The following is a 22622-nucleotide window of genomic DNA, read 5'->3' as shown; positions in this document are numbered from 1 at the left end:
CTAAATAAACTATGTACTAAATATTCATCATTCTTTTTTTAATTCAGTCACCAAGGTTTTTATAGAAAGTGAAGGGAAGCTTCAAGATGATAGTGCCCAAAAAAGCCCGGCATTAGCCGGGGAAAAGTGAAAACGAGGAGATGTGAATGGAGTTTAGTAATGTTTCTTATGCTTTTTATACTCTACAACATAATCATAGTCTTTTTTGTCGTGATCATAATATTTTTTATCGTAATCACAGTCATCATCTTTCTTATGATAGTCATCATATTTTTTGTCATAATCACAGTCGTCATCTTTTTTATCATAGTGGTATTTTTTATCATATTCGTAATACTTTTTATAATACGTTTTTTTGACCGTATAATACTCTTCTTTATATTTTTTGTAATAACCCATATATACTCCTCCTTTATTTATAATACGTTTTATTATACGGCGAGTTGATTTTGCGGCTTGGACAGTTAAAATCATAGAAGGAAAAAAGGGCTGTCCAAATGGAAGAAAAAAGACAGGTGACATAGAAACAAATCAAAATAAAGAGCCGATTTTTCATCGGCCCAAACGATTTATCTTATATTTGTTTGTCTTCTTTGTTGTCTGCATCACTTTTTCTTAAATCCTGAGTCAGTCCGCTGGTTGCTTGTTTAAATTCTGATAAGGCTTTTCCTGCTGCACGGCCAAGCGCCGGCAGTTTATCAGGTCCAAACACTAAAAAACCTACAAACAAAATAACGAGTATTTTTGTGAAGCTTAATTCCATATCCCTTTCCTCCTGATTGAAGTACAACCTTTTACACAAATTATAAGAGATGGCAGTTCAAATGGGAATGCATTTATTTTGACAAATTAAAACAAGCTCAAAAGCGGATTCTTAAAACGGCTGCTGCTGAATATAATGTCCAATGCCCTGCTTAAGGTGATTGAAATAAAGGAGAGGTGTGGCTGATGAGATTTACTAAGGTATTTGGATTTTTGTCTGTTTTAGGGCTGGCGGCGGTTTTTCCATTAACGGCACAAGCAGAAAAAGCGGGAACTGTGGGAGCTGGAGAGTGGGATAAGTTGGGGACTTACACATATACCTACTCAAGTCCCGCGGTATACTCGAGCGGAGGGGATTTTAGAGTGTGCCTTTCAGGAAGCACTCCTTTTTCTGTCTCACTGCACTTATATGAGGATGATGCCGGTGACAATCCTGATGATTATGTAGGGTCAAACTATTTTTCACCCGGAGAATGCTACACCTTTGGCAGTATTGGAAAATTTGTAGACGGGAGCAATAACAAGGCTGAGTTTTTTGTCACCGATTACTCTGGAAAATCTAAAGCGGTTACGTTTTATGATTGATGTGCTCAAATTGTGAAGTACAACCCTTTGTTAAAAACAAAAAAGAGAGAGGTATCTCTCTCTTTTTTTATTCTTCGACAGCCTTGCGAAGCCGTTCATTTACGATGCCAGTCCAGCCGCCATCCATCTTATCGCGAATGACGGAGCTTTTCTCGTTTGCTTTGCCGATCAATTCATTCGGCTCTTTCCAGCCGCCGTGAATAAGGGTAAACTTCGTTTTTTCCCCCAAGTCTTCTAATTGAAAGGTAACGGTCCATCCTTCTGTATCCCATTCAAAAGAAAGTTCAGTTGGAGCTTGAACAGCCAAAACCTTACAAGGGGACGGTCCAAACGGTGATTGCAAGTGGAATTCTTGTCCTTCTTTGAGCTGAAAGTCATTGGGCATAAACCACTTGGCAATGCCTTCTGAAGTGGAGACTGTCTCCCAGACTTTCTGAATGGGAGCCTCCAGGGTAATGCTTTTCGTAATATCTGGTAATGTATTTTCATGATTTTGAGCCATTTCGTTTACCTCTTGACATATGATGTTTTTTCAATTTAATCATATAATAACTAATAAGATCATGTCCATAGCTTGCATTGTTTATGCTGCAGCTGCTGATGAATAGTGTATCAGCCGAAAATGTATAGTTGTGATTGCATTCTTGCTTATGTTTGAATCAGGTTCCTGTTCAGCCCATTTATTTTGCGCGATTTTGCTGTGCTTATCAGTTTTGTTTTAATAGTAAATCTCATTTTTCTAAAACAGGAGGTTTTTTATGCTTGGAAAAATCAAAGCAGCCATTGATAACAGTCCAGGGAAGCCAGCCAGAATCGTAGTTAGTGAAAAAGCGTTTCAGCAATTAAAGGAAGAAATGCGCTTTGTTTACGTATCCAAACCGAAAACGATAATGGGGATTCCTGTGGAAGTTTCAGATCAGGCAGAAAGCTTTAAACTGGAATTTTAGTTGATCCGAGGCTGTCTAAAAATGTTCAATTTGATTTCTTGAAAGCATGATGAAATGTTCATCATGATATGTGCGCAGTAATCTTCACTCATGACTACAACTTTTAAATGCAGGCTAAACACTTCTTGGTCCCGCCTTAACACAAAGGGACGGTTAAAACTCAATAATGAATCACAAGGAAGAGAAGGAAACCTCTCTTCTCTTTTTTTTTGCATTTTTAGGATTAAGATGCTTTTTTTGGAGAGGTATACACTTATCAAATCGACCAATATGCTAATATAGGAATTGCTTGAAATAGAAGGGAGGAGGGGCTATGAGACAGAAACCGATTTATGTAGAAATCGAAATGAATTCTGATTTGGATACACTCTGGGAATATACACAAAATCCATCACTGCATAAGGAGTGGGATCTCCGGTTTTCAAATATCACGTATTTGGATAGACAGCCATGCGAAAAACAGAAGTTTCTTTACGAAACAAGAATAGGTTTTGGGTTAAAGGTGTCAGGTACAGGAGAAACCGTCGGCGTTTTCGACAAATGTTCAGCTGAAAGATCTTCCTCACTGGCTTTCGGCTCAAATCATCCGTTATCTCTGATTCGGCATGGAAGCGGGTACTGGAGGTATATACAGAGAGAAAATGGGAAAATGACGTTTTTAACACAGTACCAATATAAAACAGCCTACGGACTGCCGGGAATGTGGATCGATCGTTTATTATTTCGGCCGCTGCTTGGATGGGCGACTGCCTGGAGCTTTGATGCATTAAGGCTTTGGATTGAGCAAAATAAACATCCGAAACATTTCATTCGATCTGCTGTCGTCTATGTGTTCATGTGCCTGTTTTTCAGCCTGTTTTGGTTTAATCAAGGCTTTACAGATGTTGAAACAAGCATTTTGGCAGGGACAGCGGAGATAGGTTTAGCTATTTTGTGGCTGATTCCTTTAAAAAGAAAATGGATCATTCATGGTGTCCAGGCTTGTATCTTTGCTTTGTTCGCTTGTCTAGGTTCCGAGACGCACATATGGGTTCTGTTGAGTGTGTGTTCTGTGGCAAGCGGTGCTCTTAGCCTGCAGCTCCCTAGTGCCATGCGCACAAATCGAAAGAGAAAGAAGTGACATTGTGAGTTCGATTTATGAAAAATCAATTATTAACTACCATTTGCTCCATCCCAAGCTGCGGAAACGGTACCAATTAGACGGGTCTCATACCTTTAGCGGGACGGGAACGATGTCAGAAATCAGCGGAGGCTCTTTTCTGGTTAGAATACTGTTAAAGCTGGGCGTTTTGTTCAGATGTTTCTTTTCAGAAAGAGGCAAAGACATCCCATTTACGATACAAAATAGATCTTGCCTTATGAACTCGGAACATATCGGGATAGAATGGAACCGTACATTTTTCTTTAAAGGCAAAAAACGTTTCTTTGACGCGATTATGATATACGACGAGAAAGAAAATAGAATCCTTGATTTCTTTGGTAAACCTCATCTGCTGCTGTCTGTTTTGTCGTTCGAGGCATCTCATGACGGCTCTCTTACGATCACATCGGGAAAGCAATGGCTACTGATATGCGGAAAACGAATCCCGCTGCCAAAATGGTTGACCGGTACATCCGTAGTTTGCGAAACATTTGATGAAAGAAAGAATTGTTTCACCATTGAAGTGCATGTGCGAAATACAATTCTCGGCACTCTTTTCTTTTATAAAGGAACGTTTCAGGAGGAAGAGAGGGAATCATGAAACGAAATGGCATTGTCAGTGCGCTTTGTTTTATAGGATTTATTGCAGCAGAAGCACCGGATATTTCAGTGGCAGAGGCACTCGTTTTGTTATCCATTCTTTTTTTCGTGCCGGGAATTTTCCCTTTTGTTTTTCGTCAATCGCAGCTTCGTGCTGCTCAATTCATTGAATACGGGCTAATCCAGTGCTATCCGGCAGCCGCATTCTTTGCAGTGCTGGCTCTTGTGACAGAGATTGGTGGTTTCGCGCTAATCTGGTGGATGTACACAGTTTTTATTGCATTGTATGCAATCCTCCGCCTTTGGGAAACGAAGATACATAGAATTGAAGAGACATCGGTTTTGTTCGGTCTTATTTATTTGGCGGGAGGAGGATTTTGGTTTTTTGCTTATGCTGCCTATTTGCAGATCATGCAATTTGCTCCTCTCATCATTTTGCTGACCGCTGTCCACTTTCACTATTCAGCTTTTCTGATCCCAATCTTCAACGGTTTACTCGGCAGAACCATTAGAAAGCATCGAATGTTGTACAATTGGATAACATGGGTGATTTTGCTTTCGCCCCTTCTGATCGCACTGGGCATAACCTATTCAAAAACACTTGATGTCATTGCGGTTAGCATTTATATGGCGGCGATTTATCTTCATGCATTTTTTGTGTTCACGGCAGCTTTTCGCACCAAGACGGGGGCATTTCTTATTCGGCTTTCTTCCGCTGTTTTAATGATTACGATTGCTTTCTCGATGATTTATTCATTTGGTGTATTTCAGCAAGAAGTTACATTGACCATTAATCAGATGATTTGGATTCACGGTTTTGTCAATGCGTTTGGTGTTATCTTGCCCGCTCTCATAGGATGGAGAATAGAGGATCCGAAGCCTTTTGATGCAGGCCGTATAAAGACCTTCAGCCATATCTTCGGAAAAAGAAAGATTGGAAAAGACTTTTTAGCTAACATTCAAGCTGAGAGTAACGTCCAGTACAGCGGACTTGTGGACGATATGGGCAGCCTTCGTTCAAAGGATTTTTCACCTGAAAAACTGGCACCGCTCATTCTTTCGTTTTATGAACAAACCATCGAATACAATATCAAAGCAAAAGTAACATGGAACACGTGGTTTCGTCCGCTTGCAATTGTTTACGAATGGTTCAGCAGAAGAACCGGCCAAATACATCTTTCGACGAACCCTGACTGGTATAGAATGTACAGCGAAATAAAAGGTGTTCATCCAAAAAAAGACGGAAGAGAAAAAGTACGTGCCTGGATTAGAACAAATGAAAAAAACGAAACCATTTTTACCGCGCTATATTCAGTGTACCGTTCAAATGGAGAGGGGTATATGAATATTTCTTTGCCGCTTCCATTTAGCAGCATGACAGGTATTTTAAAACCATATCATCATCAGGAGAAGCTGATTTTAACAAGCAGGCGGAGAAAAAGCAGAGCGGGGGATGAGGGAATTTATCTGCAAACAAGAGCGGGAACTTGTCCGCTTCCTTTATCTGAAACCTTTCTGATAGAAGCTGCACATGACAACAAATTAACCGCTGTTCATCACATGTGGCTCTTTGGAATAAAATTTCTAACTGTTCATTACAGTATGACACATATTACCCGGCCTATTGAAAGAACCTAACATAAAGAAGAAGCTTCGTCTGCCAGTTGCTGCATTTCAAAATTCTGCGCCGCATCTAGACAGGAAAGGAAGAATTTATGATGTTTTATATCAGTTTATTTCTGATTCTTTGGCTGGCTGCGGGGTTTGCTGTGGGAATGAAACAAGTGTATGTCGATCAACTGTTTGATAAAGCTGTGATCGAAAGGCTGGAAAAAGAAGCGAATGATCATGGACACGCTGACCGGATGATCAAACAGCGTGTCTTTTATATCGCAGCAGTGACATTAAGCGGATTTATTTCTGTTTATCATGAACTTAAAACAATTACGCAAAGGCGAAACATAAGAAAAATTGAAAAAAACATCATGAAATTAAATCAAGCCAAAAAACGAAGAATGAAGAGAAAATAAAAAATGCACAGGCCAAATGGCAGGTGCGTTTTTGTTTTGTATGGAAATGTGGGGAAGTGGTGCCAGATTCCTTTTCATAAATTCAAAAATGAGAAGAACAGCGCCCGGGCTAATGGTATATAATATTGTGAATTTAACAAAAATTTAACAAGGAGGACGAGAGAAATCGTGCTAAAGCCTCAAAGAAACCGACATCCTGTTGATTTGGACTTAGAGGCGGAGTAGATGAAACCGGCCAAAGTATCCCTGCTCCGCCGTTTGCTCCATTCCTTGAAGCATGTTGATTGTAACATAGCCAAACGTTTTCCATCAACTATTAAAATTGTAAAATTATTGTTAATTTTTATGGTGTTTACTCCGATTTCTTCAATTTATGCTGAAGATGTATATCAGAATTTTGAGGAATTAAAAAACAATGAAGACCCTTCTGATTACGACATTGTTACGAAAGAAACCGAAAGCCCTGTACTTGTTTTAGCCATTCACGGAGGAGGTATTGAAGGCGGAACAAGTGAGGTAGCGAGAGAGCTCAGCAAAGAGTACTCGCTGTATTTATTTGAAGGCTTAAAATCGTCGGGAAACTCAGTCCTGCACATTACAAGCACACATTTTGATGAACCTCGGGCCCTGAAAATGACGGAAAATCATGAATATGTCATTTCATTGCACGGATACGCAGAAGAAGATCAGCAGATCGAAGTTGGCGGTACAGATCGCGTAAGAGCGGCAGATTTAGTTGAGAAGCTGCAACATGCCGGTTTTCCTGCTGTATTGCTCAATACAGACCATCCGCATGCGGGCGTTAGTCCAAATAATATTGCAAATAAGTCAAAAACAGGTTTAAGTATCCAGATAGAAATGAGCACAGGCTTTAGAAAGTCTTTGTTCGGCATCTTTTCTTTAAAAAGCAGAGCTGTTACTCAAAATGAGAGGTTTTATGATTTTACAGAAGAGATGTCCCGTTTTCTCAAAAATAGCTACTGAAAAATAGGAGGCAATTAGACAGCCTCCTATTCCTTATGCTTCTCATTCGTTTCGGGAAACAGCTCGTCCGCGGTTTCCGTTTGATACTGCAACGTGTTATCTCTGGCTGACAGTTCATTTCGGAAATTTTCATCAAGCACATTTTTCAGTAAATACCGATGAAAAAAGTATTCAAATACAGTAAGACAGGCAGCGGACAGAAGAGCAGCTCCAAATGGTGAAAAATCGTTTCTTGTTTGGGTTAAAACAAAGACCCAAAGAATCACGAAAGAAAGGCCAAAGTCAGCAAGTGAAGCTGTAATATTGTTTGTTCTCGGTAAGACGAGCATGTCGCCAGATAGATAGGAAACAAAACCCAAGAAAAGTGCAATAAACATCACGCTCAAAAAGGATGCGTGATAGACTCTGTCCAAAATCACATATAAAAGGGCGAGAGTGAAAGCAATCTTTGAAGCAAGCGCAATGATATGTTTCATTTGACCACCTAAATTGTTATTTTTTGAAGAAAATTCTTGGGAGAAACAAGTGATAAACATGGCAATTCGATATCATTCATAATGGTCATGACGATTACAGTGATTATTTTAAACAAACCGTTTTTGTTTACACTGGTATTTTTTTCAGCTGTATGAAACTTTCTTATGAAAAAGGTCGTATATGTAGATGATCAGCTTTCAAGGGGGAATGGTTTATGGAGATAAAAGGAATCAATCACTTGCTATTTTCAGTTTCGCATTTGGATACATCGATTGATTTTTATCAAAAAGTGTTTGGCGCAAAGCTTCTGGTAAAAGGGAGAACAACTGCATATTTTGATATGAACGGGATCTGGCTTGCGCTTAATGAAGAAGCAGACATCCCCAGAAATGAAATTAAGTCTTCTTATACTCATATTGCTTTTACGATTGAGGATCATGAATTCGAGGAAGTATCAGCGAAATTAAAAAGACTTCATGTCAATATTCTGCCTGGCAGAGAACGAGATGAACGCGATCAAAAATCAATTTATTTTACCGATCCTGACGGCCACAAATTTGAATTTCATACCGGAACCCTTCAAGACAGGCTTCGATATTACAAACAAGAAAAAACACATATGTCCTTTTATGACGATACGGCCTTTTGATATCACACACCATATATGGTTAAAAGAAGGGGGATTGGTGAGACTAAATGTTCCGAGGAAGTTTCTATTGATTCGTTCATCAATGTCATACATAAGTTTGGGTGAAAGGAATATTAGTTTACATATTTACATGATGTATATAGCTCACGACGATTTAGAGAAGTGAGCGGTTTTTAACAGAAAAATGAACTAAATAAACTATGTGCTAAATTTTCAATATATTCAATCGCCTCGCCCCTTAATAAATATGAAACCATATCCTTTCACGACCCAAAGAATGAAACATTTTTAAGAAGGTAGCGTCTAATATTATAAACATGCATGTGTTGATTAAAAGTTTCCTGAAGGAAAGAAAATTTCTTGACTTCAACAATCTTTTAGTGGATAATTATGGTGTAAACATGATGTTCTTTTTCCTCCTATTCAGGCTCGCACCCAAAAGTCAGGGCGAGCCTGCTTTTTTTGAACAACAAACCCCCTCTCCGTAAAGGAAGAGGGGGTTATTTCATGCGTCTGATAGATCAATAGATTAATGGACCGTTCTGAACACGCCAATTACTTTCCCTAGAATGCTGACATTCTGCAAAATGATGGGTTCCATCGTTGGGTTCTCAGGCTGCAAGCGAATGTGAGTATCCTCTTTATAGAAACGTTTTACCGTAGCTTCATCATCTTCTGTCATCGCAACTACAATTTCCCCATTGTTCGCTGTGTTTTGCTGTTTAACGATGACATAGTCCTTATCGAGAATACCAGCGTCTATCATGCTGTCTCCCATAATCTCCAGCATAAATACGTGTTCGTCTGGAGGAACCATGCGGTCAGGAAGCGGAAAATATTCTTCAATATTTTCAACTGCTGTAATGGGAGATCCCGCTGTGACTTTCCCAATGACAGGTACATTAACAACCTGGCTTTGCGGAATGTCTACTTCTTCATCAAGAATTTCTATTGCTCTTGGTTTTGTCGGATCCCGTCTGATCAGCCCTTTTGTTTCCAATCGGGCCAAATGGCCGTGGACAGTAGAGCTGGACGCAAGCCCGACAGCCTCGCCGATCTCTCTCACGGAAGGCGGATAACCTTTTGATTTAACCTCTGCTTTAATAAAACGGAGGATATCAAGTTGCCTTTTTGATAGCTTCGTCATTTTTCGCACCTCAAAACGTCGATTTTAAGAAGATTATAGCATGATTTTCCTTACAGTACAAACATAGGTTCGAAAAAACAATTGACAGAAACGTTTGTTCGTATATACTAAAATTATAAAAAATGCGAACAAACATTCCTGTTGGAGGTATGATCATGAGTAAAGAATCTATTATTTTTGTCGGTCTGTTCACAGTGATTTTGAGCGCGGTTATCCTGATGCTGTCATATACAAGCAGCGGCCAAGAACTTAATCAGTATGTTAAAATAGAAGTCCAGCAAGGGGACACACTCTGGTCAATTGCTGATCAGGTAGCTGATACAAAAAAGATAAATAAAAATGATTTTATCGAATGGGTAGCTGATAAAAATCATCTTCAGACGTCTGATATCCAGCCGGGTGATGAATTAGTGATCCCATTGAAAAAGAAGCATCAAGATGCATATGAATTGGCAACTGTAAGATAGAGAGGACAGATAGAAAAAAATGAAAGCACTCATTTATGCCCGCGTAAGCACAAATAAAGAACAACAGGAAACGTCGTTAAAGCGGCAGGAGGAGGAGCTTGCGGCCATTGCAGCTGAGAACGGCATGGAAGTTGTCAAAGTGATTTCTGAAAAAGCCAGCGGATATGAAATGGATCGGGATGGTGTATTTGAGCTGCTTGATGAGATTAAGAACGCTGGAATCGATGTCATTTTGGTTCAGGATGAGACAAGGCTCGGAAGGGGAAACGCAAAAATCGCACTGCTTCATTGCATTTACAGAGAAGGTGTGAAAGTCTATACAACTGCACACAGAGGTGAATTGGAGTTATCGGAGGCTGACTCAATGGTGCTGGAAATCGTCAGCATTGTGGAAGAGTATCAACGTAAAATTCACAACATGAAAATCAAACGGGGAATGAAGCGTGCAGTAAAAAACGGTTTTAAACCGCAAAAAAACTTAAAAAACCAACACGAGAACAGCGGAAAAGATAGAATAGAGGTGCCAATCTCTGAGATCGTCCGCCTGAGAGCGAATAAACTGACGTTTGCTGAAATCGCGGCTACCTTAAGAGGGTTTGGTTATGATGTCTCTAAAGCAACCGTTCACCGGCGTTTTCAGGAATACATAGAGAATGAAGAGACAGCGGAGTGAATCAGTTGTAAAACTTTTTTTGATCTAGTACTATATAGACAAAATGCAATAAATAAAGGAGTTTAACATGATTTCAAACGCGAAAATTGCCAGAATTAATGAGCTTGCTGCTAAAGCAAAAGCTGGCGTTATTACAGAAGAAGAAAAAGCCGAACAGCAAAAGCTCCGTCAAGAGTACTTGAAAGGTTTTCGTTCTTCTATGAAGAACACTTTGAAAAGTGTCAAAATCATTGATCCAGAAGGCAATGATGTAACACCAGAAAAGCTAAAAAGAGAACAAAGAAATAACAAACTTCACTAATATAAGAGGAATACGGCAATATCGTATTCCTCTTTTGCATATACTATAATCAAAACTCTTATGTGACAAAATTCAACAAGTTTCTCTCAAATTTAAGCTGAAACAGTTGAGAAAAAGTCGTCAGACATTTATGATGTAAGGGTACAACACATAAGGAAGGGGATTTTTATGGATACAATTGAAAAGAAATCAGTTGCTACCATTCGCACACTGTCAATAGACGCTATTGAAAAAGCAAATTCTGGTCACCCAGGGATGCCGATGGGGGCTGCTCCGATGGCATACACGCTGTGGACAAAATTTATGAACGTAAGTCCGGCAAACCCTGGCTGGTTTAACCGTGACCGTTTTGTTTTATCTGCTGGACATGGGTCAGCACTTTTATACAGCATGCTTCATTTAAGCGGGTTTGATCTTAGTATTGAAGATCTTAAGGGATTCCGCCAGTGGGGCAGCAAAACACCTGGACATCCGGAATTCGGACATACTGCCGGTGTGGATGCGACAACAGGTCCGCTTGGCCAAGGAATTGCCATGGCAGTCGGTATGGCAATCGCTGAACGCCATTTAGCGGAAACTTACAACCGTGATTCATTTAACGTAGTCGATCATTATACATACAGTATTTGCGGTGATGGTGATTTAATGGAGGGGATTTCTTCTGAAGCCGCTTCACTCGCAGGACATCTTCAGCTTGGCCGTCTGATCGTACTATACGATTCTAATGACATCTCTCTCGATGGAGATCTGAACCGTTCATTCTCTGAAAACGTAAAACAGCGTTTTGAAGCAATGAATTGGGAAGTTCTTTATGTTGAGGATGGAAACAATATTGAAGAATTAACAGCGGCTATCGAAAAAGCACGCCAAAATGATAAGAAACCTACATTAATTGAAGTGAAAACGACAATCGGATTCGGATCGCCTAACCGCGCAGGCACATCCGGTGTTCACGGCGCGCCGCTTGGTAAAGAGGAAAGCAAATTAACAAAAGAAGCTTACGCGTGGACATATGAAGAAGATTTCTACGTTCCGTCAGAAGTATATGAGCACTTCGCTGCAGCTGTAAAAGAATCAGGCGAGAAAAAAGAACAGGAATGGAATGCTCAATTCGCTAAATATAAAGAAATTTATCCTGAACTTGCTGAACAGCTTGAACTGGCAATCAAAGGAGAGCTTCCGAAGGACTGGGATCAAGAGGTTCCTGTTTATGAAAAAGGAAGCAGCCTGGCATCCCGTGCATCTTCCGGTGAAGTTCTCAACGGACTTGCGAAAAAAATTCCTTTCTTTGTCGGAGGTTCTGCCGACCTAGCGGGATCGAACAAAACGACAATTAAAAATGCCGGTGATTTTACAGCGGTTGATTACTCAGGCAAAAACTTCTGGTTTGGTGTACGTGAATTTGCGATGGGTGCAGCATTAAACGGTATGGCGCTTCATGGCGGACTACGTGTATTCGGCGGAACTTTCTTTGTCTTCTCTGATTACCTGCGTCCTTCTATTCGCCTTGCAGCGTTAATGGGCCTTCCTGTCACATATGTCTTCACACATGACAGTATTGCTGTAGGTGAAGACGGCCCGACGCACGAGCCTGTTGAACAGCTTGCTTCACTCCGTGCGATGCCTAATCTTTCTTTGATCCGTCCTGCAGACGGCAATGAGACAGCAGCAGCGTGGAAGCTTGCAGTACAAAGCACTGATCAGCCAACAGCGCTAGTGCTAACACGCCAAAACCTTCCTACCATCGATCAAACGCCTGAAGAAGCATTGGCAGGAGTAGAAAAAGGTGCATATGTTGTTTCTAAATCTAAAAACGAAACACCTGACGCTCTTCTCATCGCTTCAGGATCTGAGGTAGGTCTTGCGATTGAAGCGCAAGCAGAATTGGCAAAAGAAAATATTGATGTTTCTGTTGTCAGCATGCCTTCAATGGACCGTTTTGAGAAACAATCTGATGAATACAAAAACGAAGTCCTTCCTGCAGATGTGAAAAAACGCCTAGCAATTGAAATGGGCTCATCATTTGGATGGGGCAAATACACGGGGCTTGAAGGAGACGTACTTGGCATAGACCGATTCGGTGCATCTGCCCCTGGTGAAACCATCATTAACGAATACGGCTTCTCAGTACCGAACGTAGTGAATCGAGTAAAGGCATTAATTAATAAGTAAGTCTTTGAAAGAGGATGAGTCAAATCATCCTCTTTTTCTTGTTTATCCGACAAAAATAGTATTGGCTGTTTAACAGTAATAGACAATTCTTTCTTTTCTTCTTTTGTATAATAGAGAGCAAATGAAATGCTGCTGGAAAAGGGGATGAAAAGATGGAACGTCACTACTATACGTACCTGATAAAAGAGGAGTTTGCCAATCACTATTTCGGGCGGGAATCGGTTATGTTTGAGCTGTTTCAAGACTATCATTGGACAAGCCTTGAAAAGCAGCAGTATGAAATGACAGAGAAACAGATTCAATATATTACACAACCAATCCCGATTTTACATATGCATCAGCGATTAAAAATGAATTTAAACAAAACGGATTACAGGCAGTTGGATTATATTTATAGAATAGCTTTGCCAAAAGCAAAAGGCCATGCGACATTTATGATGAAGGAGCACATGATAGAAATAGTGGCTTCGGGAGATTATGAGGCAGAAACGATATTCTTTGAAGTGTTAAGAAAAGTAAGCCCTTGTTTTTTAGCGATGGATTTCAATTCGAAGCGTTACGGATGGCTAAATCCGGTGAAAGAAAGAAATTTTGTCTAAAACCGAAGAAAAAGAGATGTAAATGTTGTATAATAGCTTTTGGTTTAGTACACTTTAAACTAGACAACATGAAGGAGGAAATAAAATGACTTTATGGGTTGGCATCCTAGTGGGCGTTGTTGCATTGCTCATAGGTGTTGCACTCGGGTTTTTTATTGCTCGTAAATATATGATGAGCTACCTGAAAAAGAATCCGCCTATTAATGAACAAATGTTACGCATGATGATGATGCAAATGGGAATGAAACCTTCTCAAAAGAAAATCAATCAAATGATGAAAGCCATGAATAATCAAACGAAATAATACGTAAAGATTATGATATAGAGAAACATGGTTCTAAAATAAAAAACCCTTATACGGGTTTTTTATTTTGCGATCATTCATCACCCGCTACTGCTCGAAGGCGCTGCTTTTGATATTGTATGAGAAGATGGTCAAGCTCCTGACTGAGCTCTATCGTAATATGAGATGTCATTCCGTTCGCCATGACAATTTGCAGCAGCTCTGCTCTTTTTTTTTCAATTTCATTTAATAGATGCTCTCTAATCACAGGGATGTATCCTTTCATACATTAAATCTTCAAGTTGAATGTTTATATTATATCCATATTTATACTAATTTTCAAATGAGAAGGAGTACAATATCTCAATGTCAAATTAAATTATATAAGTTTTTTCTGAAAATAGAAATCCTTCAGGTGAAAGTGTTAAAAAAATGAAATGATTTTGTCATAACTTGAAGGAATGTCAAATCATGAAGGGATGATGACATGGGAGACGTGAATTATTTTTTGACATTCGGAGCGGGGTTTTTATCTTTTATTTCCCCTTGCTGCCTGCCGCTTTACCCAGCTTTCTTGTCATATATTACAGGGGTCAGCATGGATGATGTAAAAACAGAAAAGCTGCTGCTGCAGAAAAGAAGCCTGTTTCATACTTTGTGTTTTTTGCTCGGCTTTTCAGTCATTTTTATTGCTTTAGGCTATGGAACATCTTTAATTGGCAGCCTGTTTAGGGATTACCATGATGCGATTCGGCAAATTGGCGCGTTGCTTATTATTTTGTTCGGTTTCTTTACACTCGGCGTGTTCCGGCCAGAGGCTATGATGAAAGAGCGGAGAATCCATTTTAAGCATAAACCGAGCGGGTTTTTCGGTTCAGTCTTAATCGGAATGGCATTTGCGGCGGGATGGACACCGTGTACCGGTCCAATATTAGGTGCTGTTATCTCACTTGCTGGCACCAATCCAGGCTCAGCCGTGCCATACATGATGTTATATGTACTCGGTTTTGCTGTACCGTTTCTTTTATTGTCTTTCTTTATCACAAAGCTGAAATGGATAAGAAGGAACCAGCTTTTGATCATGAAAGCAGGCGGCGTTTTAATGATTGTGATTGGTGTGCTGTTATTCTTTGATTGGATGAGCCTGATCATTATTTTGCTGTCTGACCTTTTTGGGGGATTTACTGGTTTTTGATGACGAATTACTTTCGCACTACTACTAAACCTGTTGTTTTTGGTACAATAAGACTATTATTTGTGGAAATCGTTTTTTGGAGGGGCATATGACAAGAGTTTTAGTTGTAGACGACGCCAAGTTCATGAGAGTGAAAATCAGAGAGATCTTGGAAGAGGCAAATTACATAATCGCAGGCGAAGCGGCGGACGGCGAGCAAGCAGCGGATCTGTATAAAAAACTGCGCCCGGACATTGTGACAATGGATATTACAATGCCAGTGAAAAACGGCATAAAGGCGCTTCGTGATATCCTAACCTTTGATCCTAAAGCGAAGGTCATCATGTGCACTGCCATGCGCCAGCAAAGAATTGTAACGGAAGCAATTGAGCTGGGGGCAAAGGATTTTATTGTGAAGCCGTTCGAGGAAACAAAAGTGCTGGAAGCTGTCAGCCGCGTTATGGGATATTAAAGTCATTTCTTTTCAAAATGGTTTTTTTTATTGTTTTGGAGTATAGTATATAGTATCAACACTCCGAGAAACAAAGGAATGATAAGTATGATGATTATAATTTCATCGATTATTGCTGTGTTCATGGCTGTAGCTGTCATGGTTGTCAGAATAAAGTCCTCTGACAAGCCTGTTTCACCAAAAAAAATCATTCTCCCGCCGATTTTTATGAGTACGGGAGCGTTAATGTTTTTATTTCCGGTATTTTGGGTAACTGGTGCAGAGTTTTTGGAAGCATTCACTTTAGGTGTGATTTTCTCTATTTTTCTAATCAAAACCTCTAAGTTCGAAGTTAAAAATAATGAGATTTACATGAAACGCTCTAAAGCATTTGTTTTTATATTAGTCGGTCTTTTGGTGATCAGAATCGTGATGAAATCGATTTTGAGCACATCAATTGATTATGGTGCATTGAGCGGAATGTTTTGGATTCTGGCTTTCGGTATGATTGTGCCTTGGAGAATCGCCATGTATTTATCATATCGAAAACTTCATAACGAGCTGCAGTCAGCTAATATTCAAATGAATTAAAAAACCTTTCCTCTTGCCAGGAAAGGTTTTTATTTGAGAAAGGTTTGATAAGGCTCCAGATCGATTTTTTTGTCCCGCAGATGCCTTTTTAAGAAGGTATGATCTCTTTTTGGAGTTGCGAGAATATAACCTTTGATCATAAGTTGCTGATCAATCTTTGCTACCTTTTCTTTTAATGCAAGCTCACCGATTTTGCCTGCGATCTTGGCTTTTGCTGCATCTCTGAACAGTTCTGGCACCGGCGCTGTCAATTCATCTAGAAACTGTTTGTTTTCGTCGTTCCATAAATGTCTGCTGTTTTCAATATAGTAATCCTGCCAATCAAGCTCTGACCTGCCGTCCTCTTTAGGTAAACGCTTTAAAAACTTTCGAAACATAAAAAACCCGCCGATTGATAATAAGATAACCATCATGATCACCCAAAATAGAATAAACCACAAAAACCATCCTTCCAGCATCAATCATCCCCCCTTATTCTAACCATATTGTATACGAAGAGAGATTAGAAGAACACAGTAAAAAAAGAGAAGAACACAGTAAAAAAAGAATAGAAAAAAGTGATAGATGTCTAGTCAAAAGAGATAGTAGATCATATTCTATTGTATAGTGAATCTGCTATTTGGCCATGGGAGAGTCACTAGAGGGTATTTGACGATAAATGGACGGAAAAAAAGTCACTTTCATTATAGGGGATGAAAGTGACTTTTTATGTTTAGCTGAGAGGGAATTGAAGAGAAAAAGAAGAGCCATCTTCTGTTTCTTTATTGACGGCGACTGTGAGTATTTGATTTTCGCATTCGGCTTGAATGGTTTTGTCATTAAAATAAAAAGGAAGCATCATTTGTTTTTCAAAAGTCTGTCCAGATGATTTGACTGTTAAAATGAACTCGCAGCCAGACAGGGTAACCATTACTTGTGTCGGCTGTAAAAAAGTCAGATCCGCTTCTATAATATACTGCTGACTTGTTTCATATAAATCAATAGGCAATGTTTCGTCGTACCAGGCGAAGGGGTCTTCAAAAAATTGCCGAAGCCATTCATCCATACTATCGAAATCATTTGCATCATTACGTTTTGAATGGGTCATGGAAGCATTCCTCCACATATCAACCTTGCCTTACAGTATATGCGGTGGATAATAAATGGGTGAACGCATAAAAAAAACAGACACTAAGGTCTGCTTTTCTTACATATCATGGCTTGAGTTGTGCTTTTGTCTTGTGTGGTTTCGGTTCTTCACTTTTTTGCTTCCGCTTAAAGGCTCAGGCTGTCCCGGATTGTGTCCTTTTGGCGCATTTTTATGCATATCTTTACTTGTATTTTTATTGGTCATAAAATGAGGACCTCCTTAAAAGAGTTCGATGTTATTGATTGGTTTTTCTCTTTTTATTATTTTGGCGTTCAGCTTCAGTCAGTACAAGCTGATCGTTTTCGATATAGCCGGCGCCTTTGCCTTGGCTTTTGGCGTCATTCATTCCGTTAATAACGTGATTCGCTTTTCTTTTAACCATCATTATCACCTCAATCATAATATGGCTCCTTTTAGTGTGTTCTATGAGAGAGCATAAACAGTAAAAATTACCGGTGTATATTCTCATAAGTCGAACTTATTGTATTTAATAAAAACATTGATATTTACTTATGTATGATTTTGTTTTAATATGAAATTGTGAGAAAATTGTGATGGAATGTAATGTTCATCTGAGAATGATCTGATCTGAAGGGGGATTTTGGAGAATGGCAAACGAGCAAAAAACTGCAGCAAAAGACGTTTTCCAAGCGAGAAAAACGTTTACTACAAATGGGAAAACATATCATTACTACTCTTTAAAAGCGTTAGAAGATTCAGGTATCGGGAAGGTTTCGAAGCTTCCTTATTCCATCAAAGTTCTTTTAGAATCAGTTTTGCGTCAAGTTGACGGATTCGTCATCAAAAAAGAACATGTGGAAAATTTGGCAAAATGGGGAACTGCCGAATTAAAGGAAATCGATGTTCCGTTCAAACCGTCTCGTGTTATTTTACAAGACTTCACAGGGGTTCCGGCAGTAGTAGACCTTGCTTCACTGCGTAAAGCGATGGCAGCAGTCGGCGGAGATCCTGATAAAATCAACCCTGAAATTCCTGTTGATCTCGTTATCGACCACTCTGTACAGGTTGATAAAGCGGGTACGGAAGACGCGTTAGCAGTAAATATGGATTTAGAATTCGAAAGAAATGCAGAACGCTACAAATTTTTAAGCTGGGCAAAGAAAGCGTTTAACAATTATCAAGCAGTGCCGCCTGCAACAGGTATTGTGCATCAGGTCAACCTTGAGTTCCTGGCAAGTGTTGTCCATGCCATTGAAGAAGACGGTGAGCTTGTAACGTATCCAGATACGCTTGTGGGGACAGACTCACATACAACAATGATTAACGGTATCGGTGTTCTTGGCTGGGGTGTCGGCGGAATTGAAGCTGAAGCGGGAATGCTTGGACAGCCTTCTTACTTCCCAGTTCCAGAGGTAATCGGCGCGAAACTTGTCGGCAAGCTTCCAAACGGAACAACAGCTACTGACTTGGCGTTAAAAGTAACACAAGTGCTCCGTGAAAAAGGCGTTGTCGGCAAATTTGTTGAATTCTTCGGACCGGGAATTGCTGAACTGCCGCTTGCAGATCGCGCAACAATTGCGAACATGGCTCCGGAATATGGTGCTACATGCGGATTCTTCCCAGTAGATGAAGAAGCGCTCAACTACATGCGCCTGACAGGCCGTGATCCTGAACATATTGATGTTGTCGAAGCGTACTGCAGAAGCAATGGCTTGTTCTACACTCCTGATGCGGAAGACCCTCAATTTACTGATGTGGTTGAAATCGACCTCTCACAAATTGAAGCAAACCTATCAGGTCCAAAGCGTCCTCAGGATTTAATTCCGCTTTCTGCTATGCAGGAAACGTTTAAAAAGCACTTAGTCAGCCCTGCGGGTAACCAAGGGTTCGGTTTAAACGCTGAGGAAGAGAATAAAGAAATTAAATTTAAACTTCTCAATGGCGAAGAAACAGTTATGAAAACGGGTGCGATCGCTATTGCCGCGATTACAAGCTGTACGAATACATCTAACCCCTACGTGCTGATCGGTGCAGGACTAGTAGCGAAAAAAGCGGTTGAGCTAGGGCTTAAGGTGCCTAATTACGTGAAAACGTCACTTGCACCGGGTTCTAAAGTCGTTACAGGATATCTTGTGAATTCAGGCCTTCTTCCATACATGAAAGAGCTTGGATTTAACCTCGTTGGGTACGGCTGTACAACATGTATCGGAAACTCAGGTCCGCTTTCACCAGAAATCGAAGAAGCGGTTGCGAAAAATGATCTTCTGATTACGTCTGTCCTTTCCGGAAACCGTAACTTTGAAGGACGTATTCACCCGCTTGTTAAAGGAAACTACCTTGCTTCTCCGCCGCTTGTTGTGGCATATGCGCTGGCTGGAACGGTAAACATTAACCTGAAAACCGACCCGATCGGTGTGGGTAAAGATGGTCAAAACGTATACTTTAACGATATTTGGCCGTCAACAGACGAAATCAATTCACTTGTTAAGCAAACTGTTACGCCTGAGCTCTTCCGCAAAGAGTATGAAACGGTATTTGATGACAACGAGCGCTGGAACGAGATTGAAACAACAGATGAAGCATTATATAAATGGGATAGCGAGTCAACTTACATTCAAAATCCGCCATTCTTCGAAGAAATGTCTGTTGAACCAGGCAAGGTTGAACCATTAAAAGGTTTGCGTGTTGTCGGTAAATTCGGCGATTCAGTCACAACTGACCATATTTCTCCTGCTGGTGCAATCGGTAAAGATACGCCTGCCGGAAAGTATTTGCAAGAAAAAGGGGTTTCTCCTCGTGACTTTAACTCCTACGGTTCCCGCCGAGGAAACCATGAAGTCATGATGAGAGGGACATTTGCAAACATTCGCATCAAAAACCAAATCGCACCGGGTACAGAAGGCGGATTTACGACGTACTGGCCAACTGGTGAAGTAACATCCATCTATGATGCGTGCATGAAATACAAAGAAGATAAAACCGGTCTTGTTGTATTTGCAGGAAAAGACTACGGTATGGGATCTTCACGTGACTGGGCTGCCAAAGGAACAAACCTCCTCGGCATTAGAACGGTAATTGCAGAGAGCTTTGAAAGAATTCACAGAAGCAACCTTGTATTCATGGGTGTGCTGCCGCTTCAGTTTAAACAAGGTGAAAATGCGGATACACTTGGCTTAACGGGTAAAGAAGTCATCGAGGTAGATGTTGATGAAACAGTTCGCCCTCGTGACCTTGTGACGGTAAGAGCAATCAATGAAGACGGCAATGTAACAACTTTTGAAGCAGTCGTCCGCTTTGACAGTGAAGTTGAAATTGATTACTACCGCCATGGCGGCATCCTTCAAATGGTGCTTCGTGAAAAAATGAAGCAGTCCTGATGAATCAATAGGAAGAGAAGGCATTTCGCTTTCTCTTCTTTTTATGACAAAATGTGCTGCGGAGGTGGCATATGCTGAAAAAATGGCTTGCAGGGATCCTGCTTATTATGCTTGCCGGTTATATGGGTTGGAACCTGTATCAAACATACAGCAAAAAAGAAGTCGGAATTGAAGAGGGGCAACAAGCACCTGATTTTTCTTTGAAAACGCTGTCGGGAGAGAATAGCTCCTTAAAGGATTCACAAGGCAAAAAAGTATTGCTCAATTTTTGGGCAACTTGGTGTAAGCCGTGCCGTCAGGAAATGCCGGCGATGGAAGAGCTGCAAAAAGAGTATGCCGACAAACTTGCGGTTGTTGCGGTAAATTTCACTTCAGCTGAGAAAAGTGAAAAACAAGTCCGAGCGTTTGCTGATACGTATGATTTAACGTTCCCCATTCTGATTGATAAAAAAGGGATCAATGCTGACTATAACGTGATATCATATCCAACGACATATATCTTGGATGAAAAAGGTGTTATTCAAGACATACACATTGGCACCATGACAAAAAAAGAAATGGAACAAAAACTGGATCTTGATTAGATTCAGTTTTTTTTATGTTCAGATATGCTTACAAGTTTTCAGAATTGGAAAAAATAAAAGAATATGCGGAGGTGAGAAGCGTGAAGAAGATGAGAAAACGTTCTTTTCATGAGCTCGTCATGGAAAACAAAAAAGAGCTGATGACTAATACAGAGTATTTAAATCAGCTTGAGGAAAAGCTTGAACAGCGATTTAAGCAAAAATAACCTTTAATTTGTATTCATGTTTATCCCTCCTTTTGAGAAACCTATCTGTTGAGGAGGGATAAGCATGGGAAACAACAAGAAAAACGGTCAGCCTCAATATGCTCCAAGCCACTTGGGTACAAAGCCTGTGAAATATAAAGCCAATAAAGGGGAAAAAATGCATGATACTTCAGGACAGCAGCCGATCATCATGCAGACAAAGGGCGAGTAGCGAAAAATCGAGTTTATTTCTAGGAGGTACATCCGATGACAAAGAACCAAAATCAATATCAGCAGCCTAATCCTGATGATCGTTCTGATAATGTAGAAAAATTGCAGGATATGGTTCAAAATACAATTGAAAATATAGAAGAAGCAGAAGCAACAATGGAGTTTGCTTCAGGAGAAGATAAACAGCGTATCAAAGAAAAAAATGCAAGACGCGAACAGAGCATTGAAGCATTTCGCAATGAAATACAGGACGAATCCGCAGCGAGACAAAATGGATACCGCTCTTAAAAAACCAGGGAAACCTGGTTTTTTTCTTTCTGATTTGGTTATGGTAAAATGGGGCTAAATTGACGTTAAGGGAGCAGAGTAATCTTGCATGTATCAAAAAAAGAAATAGAAGTGCGTTATGCAGAAACAGATCAAATGGGGATTGTCTATCACGCAAATTATCTTGTGTGGATGGAGATCGGCAGAACAGCTCTGATCAAGGACTTAGGCTTTTTATATAGTGAAATGGAAAAGAGAGGTGTTCTGTCTCCAGTCGTTGATATCAACATTTCCTATAAAAAGCCGCTTCATTACGGAGAAACCGCGGTTGTCCATACATGGATAGAGGAATATAACGGCTTTAAAACCGTTTATGGTTATCACATTTATAATCCGGCCGGTGAGCTTTCCATCAAAGCCACCTCATCTCATATATGTGTGGATAAAGAAAGCTTTAAGCCCATTCAATTCCGCAAAGCTTTTCCTGATTGGCACGCAGCATATGAAAAGGCCAAAAAATAGGGAAGTGAACGGGATATGGCGTTTGGTGTGAAACGGGAGGAACTGAACCGGTGGAAACAAGCAGTGAAAAAAGGAGAAATCGCATTTTTAACACATTACTGGCTTGATGACCGGTTTCCGGAAGCAAAGACTGTGACAAAAGCCGGCTGTGCAGATATTGATAAGCTGATTCGATGGGGAGCAGCCTACGGGTTAAAGAAAGAATGGATACATAAGAAAAGTGAATTTCCTCACTTTGATCTGCTGGGGGAGACCCAAAAATATATTTTGGAACAAGAAAACCTAACCGATCATCTTATACGATTTCATTTGTAAAAAAAGAACGCACATCAT

Annotated in this window: 34 protein-coding genes; 24 read left to right on the top strand and 10 right to left on the bottom strand. The window is 40.2% G+C overall.

The features are described 5' to 3' along the window. Window positions 1–153 precede the first annotated feature (153 nt). Entirely contained in the window at window positions 154–399 is a 246-nt protein-coding gene (locus BFW96_RS10670; RefSeq protein WP_040083053.1) for a hypothetical protein, read from the bottom strand. A 175-nt stretch (window positions 400–574) separates the two neighbouring features. Continuing rightward, window positions 575–763 carry a twin-arginine translocase TatA/TatE family subunit gene (locus BFW96_RS10665; protein ID WP_014664108.1) on the bottom strand — a complete coding sequence of 63 codons (189 nt, stop codon included), beginning with the start codon at window positions 761–763 and terminating at the stop codon, window positions 575–577. 185 nt (window positions 764–948) lie between these two features. On the opposite strand from BFW96_RS10665, the gene BFW96_RS10660 reads away from it, so the two are divergent. Beyond that, on the top strand, window positions 949–1347 hold the full coding sequence (locus BFW96_RS10660) for a hypothetical protein (protein WP_069839397.1): 399 nt from the start codon (window positions 949–951) through the stop codon (window positions 1345–1347). Between the two features lie 67 nt (window positions 1348–1414). On the opposite strand, the gene BFW96_RS10655 is transcribed toward BFW96_RS10660, so the two are convergent. After that, a complete protein-coding gene (locus BFW96_RS10655; protein ID WP_069839396.1) occupies window positions 1415–1849 on the bottom strand; it encodes an SRPBCC family protein in 435 nt (144 codons plus the stop codon). 256 nt (window positions 1850–2105) lie between these two features. On the opposite strand from BFW96_RS10655, the gene BFW96_RS10650 reads away from it, so the two are divergent. The 6 genes from BFW96_RS10650 (at window position 2106) to pghL (ending at window position 7049) form a co-directional block, all read left to right on the top strand. Then, complete coding sequence (locus BFW96_RS10650; RefSeq protein ID WP_014664111.1) at window positions 2106–2294, top strand: hypothetical protein; 189 nt, start codon at window positions 2106–2108, stop codon at window positions 2292–2294. A 313-nt stretch (window positions 2295–2607) separates the two neighbouring features. Then, a complete protein-coding gene (locus BFW96_RS10645) occupies window positions 2608–3414 on the top strand; it encodes a hypothetical protein (protein WP_069839395.1) in 807 nt (268 codons plus the stop codon). Window positions 3415–3418: 4 nt separating this feature from the next. Continuing rightward, window positions 3419–4036: a DUF4166 domain-containing protein gene (locus tag BFW96_RS10640; RefSeq protein WP_040083048.1), complete on the top strand. Its 618-nt coding sequence runs from the start codon at window positions 3419–3421 to the stop codon at window positions 4034–4036. After that, on the top strand, window positions 4033–5673 hold the full coding sequence (locus BFW96_RS10635; RefSeq protein ID WP_069839394.1) for a YndJ family protein: 1641 nt from the start codon (window positions 4033–4035) through the stop codon (window positions 5671–5673). The genes BFW96_RS10640 and BFW96_RS10635 overlap by 4 nt, the downstream gene beginning before the upstream one ends. Before the next feature lie 77 nt (window positions 5674–5750). Further along, complete coding sequence (locus BFW96_RS10630) at window positions 5751–6065, top strand: hypothetical protein (protein ID WP_069839393.1); 315 nt, start codon at window positions 5751–5753, stop codon at window positions 6063–6065. A gap of 225 nt (window positions 6066–6290) precedes the next feature. Further along, window positions 6291–7049, top strand: coding sequence for a gamma-polyglutamate hydrolase PghL (gene pghL / locus BFW96_RS10625; RefSeq protein WP_040083043.1), 759 nt, complete (start codon window positions 6291–6293; stop codon window positions 7047–7049). 26 nt (window positions 7050–7075) lie between these two features. Here pghL and BFW96_RS10620 read toward each other — a convergent pair whose 3' ends face one another. Then, window positions 7076–7525 carry a YndM family protein gene (locus tag BFW96_RS10620; RefSeq protein WP_014664120.1) on the bottom strand — a complete coding sequence of 150 codons (450 nt, stop codon included), beginning with the start codon at window positions 7523–7525 and terminating at the stop codon, window positions 7076–7078. A 215-nt stretch (window positions 7526–7740) separates the two neighbouring features. Here BFW96_RS10620 and fosM point away from each other — a divergent pair, with 215 nt between their 5' ends. Next, window positions 7741–8175 (top strand): FosM family fosfomycin resistance protein, encoded by a 435-nt coding sequence (gene fosM, locus BFW96_RS10615; RefSeq protein ID WP_069839392.1) that lies wholly within the window; start codon window positions 7741–7743, stop codon window positions 8173–8175. Window positions 8176–8704: 529 nt separating this feature from the next. Here fosM and lexA read toward each other — a convergent pair. After that, window positions 8705–9322, bottom strand: a complete 618-nt coding sequence (gene lexA, locus BFW96_RS10605) for a transcriptional repressor LexA (RefSeq protein WP_003238209.1) — start codon at window positions 9320–9322, stop codon at window positions 8705–8707. Window positions 9323–9471: 149 nt separating this feature from the next. On the opposite strand from lexA, the gene yneA reads away from it, so the two are divergent. The 6 genes from yneA (at window position 9472) to BFW96_RS10575 (ending at window position 13838) form a co-directional block, all read left to right on the top strand. After that, a complete protein-coding gene (gene yneA / locus BFW96_RS10600) occupies window positions 9472–9789 on the top strand; it encodes a cell division suppressor protein YneA (protein WP_080478226.1) in 318 nt (105 codons plus the stop codon). Window positions 9790–9808: 19 nt separating this feature from the next. After that, window positions 9809–10462 (top strand): YneB family resolvase-like protein, encoded by a 654-nt coding sequence (locus tag BFW96_RS10595; RefSeq protein WP_040083041.1) that lies wholly within the window; start codon window positions 9809–9811, stop codon window positions 10460–10462. Window positions 10463–10529: 67 nt separating this feature from the next. Next, window positions 10530–10763: a DUF896 domain-containing protein gene (locus tag BFW96_RS10590; RefSeq protein WP_003231595.1), complete on the top strand. Its 234-nt coding sequence runs from the start codon at window positions 10530–10532 to the stop codon at window positions 10761–10763. 168 nt (window positions 10764–10931) lie between these two features. Beyond that, window positions 10932–12935 carry a transketolase gene (gene tkt / locus BFW96_RS10585; RefSeq protein ID WP_069839391.1) on the top strand — a complete coding sequence of 668 codons (2004 nt, stop codon included), beginning with the start codon at window positions 10932–10934 and terminating at the stop codon, window positions 12933–12935. 152 nt (window positions 12936–13087) lie between these two features. Then, entirely contained in the window at window positions 13088–13534 is a 447-nt protein-coding gene (gene sirA / locus BFW96_RS10580; protein WP_003231591.1) for a sporulation inhibitor of replication protein SirA, read from the top strand. Window positions 13535–13619: 85 nt separating this feature from the next. Further along, on the top strand, window positions 13620–13838 hold the full coding sequence (locus BFW96_RS10575; RefSeq protein WP_003221221.1) for a YneF family protein: 219 nt from the start codon (window positions 13620–13622) through the stop codon (window positions 13836–13838). A gap of 73 nt (window positions 13839–13911) precedes the next feature. Here BFW96_RS10575 and ynzD read toward each other — a convergent pair whose 3' ends face one another. Next, the gene (ynzD, locus tag BFW96_RS10570) at window positions 13912–14085 is read right to left on the bottom strand and encodes an aspartyl-phosphate phosphatase YnzD (RefSeq protein ID WP_024121579.1); all 174 of its coding nucleotides are present in this window, start codon (window positions 14083–14085) and stop codon (window positions 13912–13914) included. 219 nt (window positions 14086–14304) lie between these two features. On the opposite strand from ynzD, the gene ccdA reads away from it, so the two are divergent. The 3 genes from ccdA (at window position 14305) to BFW96_RS10555 (ending at window position 16033) form a co-directional block, all read left to right on the top strand. Beyond that, on the top strand, window positions 14305–15012 hold the full coding sequence (gene ccdA, locus BFW96_RS10565; RefSeq protein WP_069839390.1) for a cytochrome c-type biogenesis protein CcdA: 708 nt from the start codon (window positions 14305–14307) through the stop codon (window positions 15010–15012). Window positions 15013–15100: 88 nt separating this feature from the next. Further along, window positions 15101–15463: a response regulator gene (locus BFW96_RS10560; protein ID WP_014113939.1), complete on the top strand. Its 363-nt coding sequence runs from the start codon at window positions 15101–15103 to the stop codon at window positions 15461–15463. A 78-nt stretch (window positions 15464–15541) separates the two neighbouring features. Further along, window positions 15542–16033 carry a CcdC family protein gene (locus tag BFW96_RS10555; RefSeq protein ID WP_080478227.1) on the top strand — a complete coding sequence of 164 codons (492 nt, stop codon included), beginning with the start codon at window positions 15542–15544 and terminating at the stop codon, window positions 16031–16033. 29 nt (window positions 16034–16062) lie between these two features. Here BFW96_RS10555 and yneK read toward each other — a convergent pair whose 3' ends face one another. The 4 genes from yneK to sspO form a co-directional block, all read right to left on the bottom strand. Next, entirely contained in the window at window positions 16063–16491 is a 429-nt protein-coding gene (yneK, locus tag BFW96_RS10550) for a DynA interaction protein YneK (RefSeq protein ID WP_069839389.1), read from the bottom strand. 254 nt (window positions 16492–16745) lie between these two features. Next, a complete protein-coding gene (cotM, locus tag BFW96_RS10545) occupies window positions 16746–17138 on the bottom strand; it encodes an outer spore coat protein CotM (protein WP_014664130.1) in 393 nt (130 codons plus the stop codon). A gap of 81 nt (window positions 17139–17219) precedes the next feature. Further along, window positions 17220–17366 carry a small acid-soluble spore protein P gene (locus BFW96_RS10540; RefSeq protein WP_003221237.1) on the bottom strand — a complete coding sequence of 49 codons (147 nt, stop codon included), beginning with the start codon at window positions 17364–17366 and terminating at the stop codon, window positions 17220–17222. A 31-nt stretch (window positions 17367–17397) separates the two neighbouring features. Beyond that, on the bottom strand, window positions 17398–17544 hold the full coding sequence (sspO, locus tag BFW96_RS10535) for an acid-soluble spore protein SspO (protein ID WP_003244839.1): 147 nt from the start codon (window positions 17542–17544) through the stop codon (window positions 17398–17400). Between the two features lie 226 nt (window positions 17545–17770). Here sspO and acnA point away from each other — a divergent pair, with 226 nt between their 5' ends. From acnA to BFW96_RS10500, 7 genes are all read left to right on the top strand, one after another. Continuing rightward, a complete protein-coding gene (acnA, locus tag BFW96_RS10530; protein ID WP_069839388.1) occupies window positions 17771–20500 on the top strand; it encodes an aconitate hydratase AcnA in 2730 nt (909 codons plus the stop codon). Between the two features lie 71 nt (window positions 20501–20571). Beyond that, entirely contained in the window at window positions 20572–21084 is a 513-nt protein-coding gene (locus BFW96_RS10525) for a redoxin domain-containing protein (RefSeq protein ID WP_069839387.1), read from the top strand. Between the two features lie 80 nt (window positions 21085–21164). Continuing rightward, complete coding sequence (locus BFW96_RS10520; protein ID WP_003244964.1) at window positions 21165–21290, top strand: FbpB family small basic protein; 126 nt, start codon at window positions 21165–21167, stop codon at window positions 21288–21290. A gap of 64 nt (window positions 21291–21354) precedes the next feature. After that, window positions 21355–21501, top strand: a complete 147-nt coding sequence (sspN, locus tag BFW96_RS10515) for an acid-soluble spore protein SspN (protein ID WP_003221249.1) — start codon at window positions 21355–21357, stop codon at window positions 21499–21501. Between the two features lie 35 nt (window positions 21502–21536). Continuing rightward, a complete protein-coding gene (tlp, locus tag BFW96_RS10510) occupies window positions 21537–21788 on the top strand; it encodes a small acid-soluble spore protein Tlp (RefSeq protein WP_014664135.1) in 252 nt (83 codons plus the stop codon). Window positions 21789–21872: 84 nt separating this feature from the next. Next, window positions 21873–22289, top strand: coding sequence for a YbgC/FadM family acyl-CoA thioesterase (locus BFW96_RS10505; RefSeq protein WP_069839386.1), 417 nt, complete (start codon window positions 21873–21875; stop codon window positions 22287–22289). 15 nt (window positions 22290–22304) lie between these two features. Next, window positions 22305–22604 carry a hypothetical protein gene (locus tag BFW96_RS10500; RefSeq protein ID WP_014664137.1) on the top strand — a complete coding sequence of 100 codons (300 nt, stop codon included), beginning with the start codon at window positions 22305–22307 and terminating at the stop codon, window positions 22602–22604. Window positions 22605–22622: the final 18 nt, after the last annotated feature.

Origin of the sequence: Bacillus sp. F56, assembly GCF_001748205.1 — a bacterium.
GTDB lineage: Bacteria > Bacillota > Bacilli > Bacillales > Bacillaceae > Bacillus > Bacillus stercoris.
Note: the sequence above shows the minus strand (reverse complement) of the source record. Positions and strands in the feature narration are given on the sequence as shown.

What these genes read in the sequence shown, in the direction of transcription:
- BFW96_RS10670 (WP_040083053.1), bottom strand. Translation starts at nt 399, where the DNA reads ATGGGTTATTACAAAAAATATAAAGAAGAGTATTATACGGTCAAAAAA.
- BFW96_RS10665 (WP_014664108.1), bottom strand. Translation starts at nt 763, where the DNA reads ATGGAATTAAGCTTCACAAAAATACTCGTTATTTTGTTTGTAGGTTTT.
- BFW96_RS10660 (WP_069839397.1), top strand. Translation starts at nt 949, where the DNA reads ATGAGATTTACTAAGGTATTTGGATTTTTGTCTGTTTTAGGGCTGGCG.
- BFW96_RS10655 (WP_069839396.1), bottom strand. Translation starts at nt 1,849, where the DNA reads ATGGCTCAAAATCATGAAAATACATTACCAGATATTACGAAAAGCATT.
- BFW96_RS10650 (WP_014664111.1), top strand. Translation starts at nt 2,106, where the DNA reads ATGCTTGGAAAAATCAAAGCAGCCATTGATAACAGTCCAGGGAAGCCA.
- BFW96_RS10645 (WP_069839395.1), top strand. Translation starts at nt 2,608, where the DNA reads ATGAGACAGAAACCGATTTATGTAGAAATCGAAATGAATTCTGATTTG.
- BFW96_RS10635 (WP_069839394.1), top strand. Translation starts at nt 4,033, where the DNA reads ATGAAACGAAATGGCATTGTCAGTGCGCTTTGTTTTATAGGATTTATT.
- BFW96_RS10630 (WP_069839393.1), top strand. Translation starts at nt 5,751, where the DNA reads ATGATGTTTTATATCAGTTTATTTCTGATTCTTTGGCTGGCTGCGGGG.
- pghL (WP_040083043.1), top strand. Translation starts at nt 6,291, where the DNA reads ATGAAACCGGCCAAAGTATCCCTGCTCCGCCGTTTGCTCCATTCCTTG.
- BFW96_RS10620 (WP_014664120.1), bottom strand. Translation starts at nt 7,525, where the DNA reads ATGAAACATATCATTGCGCTTGCTTCAAAGATTGCTTTCACTCTCGCC.
- fosM (WP_069839392.1), top strand. Translation starts at nt 7,741, where the DNA reads ATGGAGATAAAAGGAATCAATCACTTGCTATTTTCAGTTTCGCATTTG.
- lexA (WP_003238209.1), bottom strand. Translation starts at nt 9,322, where the DNA reads ATGACGAAGCTATCAAAAAGGCAACTTGATATCCTCCGTTTTATTAAA.
- yneA (WP_080478226.1), top strand. Translation starts at nt 9,472, where the DNA reads ATGATCATGAGTAAAGAATCTATTATTTTTGTCGGTCTGTTCACAGTG.
- BFW96_RS10595 (WP_040083041.1), top strand. Translation starts at nt 9,809, where the DNA reads ATGAAAGCACTCATTTATGCCCGCGTAAGCACAAATAAAGAACAACAG.
- BFW96_RS10590 (WP_003231595.1), top strand. Translation starts at nt 10,530, where the DNA reads ATGATTTCAAACGCGAAAATTGCCAGAATTAATGAGCTTGCTGCTAAA.
- tkt (WP_069839391.1), top strand. Translation starts at nt 10,932, where the DNA reads ATGGATACAATTGAAAAGAAATCAGTTGCTACCATTCGCACACTGTCA.
- sirA (WP_003231591.1), top strand. Translation starts at nt 13,088, where the DNA reads ATGGAACGTCACTACTATACGTACCTGATAAAAGAGGAGTTTGCCAAT.
- BFW96_RS10575 (WP_003221221.1), top strand. Translation starts at nt 13,620, where the DNA reads ATGACTTTATGGGTTGGCATCCTAGTGGGCGTTGTTGCATTGCTCATA.
- ccdA (WP_069839390.1), top strand. Translation starts at nt 14,305, where the DNA reads ATGGGAGACGTGAATTATTTTTTGACATTCGGAGCGGGGTTTTTATCT.
- BFW96_RS10560 (WP_014113939.1), top strand. Translation starts at nt 15,101, where the DNA reads ATGACAAGAGTTTTAGTTGTAGACGACGCCAAGTTCATGAGAGTGAAA.
- BFW96_RS10555 (WP_080478227.1), top strand. Translation starts at nt 15,542, where the DNA reads ATGATAAGTATGATGATTATAATTTCATCGATTATTGCTGTGTTCATG.
- yneK (WP_069839389.1), bottom strand. Translation starts at nt 16,491, where the DNA reads ATGCTGGAAGGATGGTTTTTGTGGTTTATTCTATTTTGGGTGATCATG.
- cotM (WP_014664130.1), bottom strand. Translation starts at nt 17,138, where the DNA reads ATGTGGAGGAATGCTTCCATGACCCATTCAAAACGTAATGATGCAAAT.
- BFW96_RS10540 (WP_003221237.1), bottom strand. Translation starts at nt 17,366, where the DNA reads ATGACCAATAAAAATACAAGTAAAGATATGCATAAAAATGCGCCAAAA.
- sspO (WP_003244839.1), bottom strand. Translation starts at nt 17,544, where the DNA reads ATGGTTAAAAGAAAAGCGAATCACGTTATTAACGGAATGAATGACGCC.
- acnA (WP_069839388.1), top strand. Translation starts at nt 17,771, where the DNA reads ATGGCAAACGAGCAAAAAACTGCAGCAAAAGACGTTTTCCAAGCGAGA.
- BFW96_RS10525 (WP_069839387.1), top strand. Translation starts at nt 20,572, where the DNA reads ATGCTGAAAAAATGGCTTGCAGGGATCCTGCTTATTATGCTTGCCGGT.
- sspN (WP_003221249.1), top strand. Translation starts at nt 21,355, where the DNA reads ATGGGAAACAACAAGAAAAACGGTCAGCCTCAATATGCTCCAAGCCAC.
- tlp (WP_014664135.1), top strand. Translation starts at nt 21,537, where the DNA reads ATGACAAAGAACCAAAATCAATATCAGCAGCCTAATCCTGATGATCGT.
- BFW96_RS10500 (WP_014664137.1), top strand. Translation starts at nt 22,305, where the DNA reads ATGGCGTTTGGTGTGAAACGGGAGGAACTGAACCGGTGGAAACAAGCA.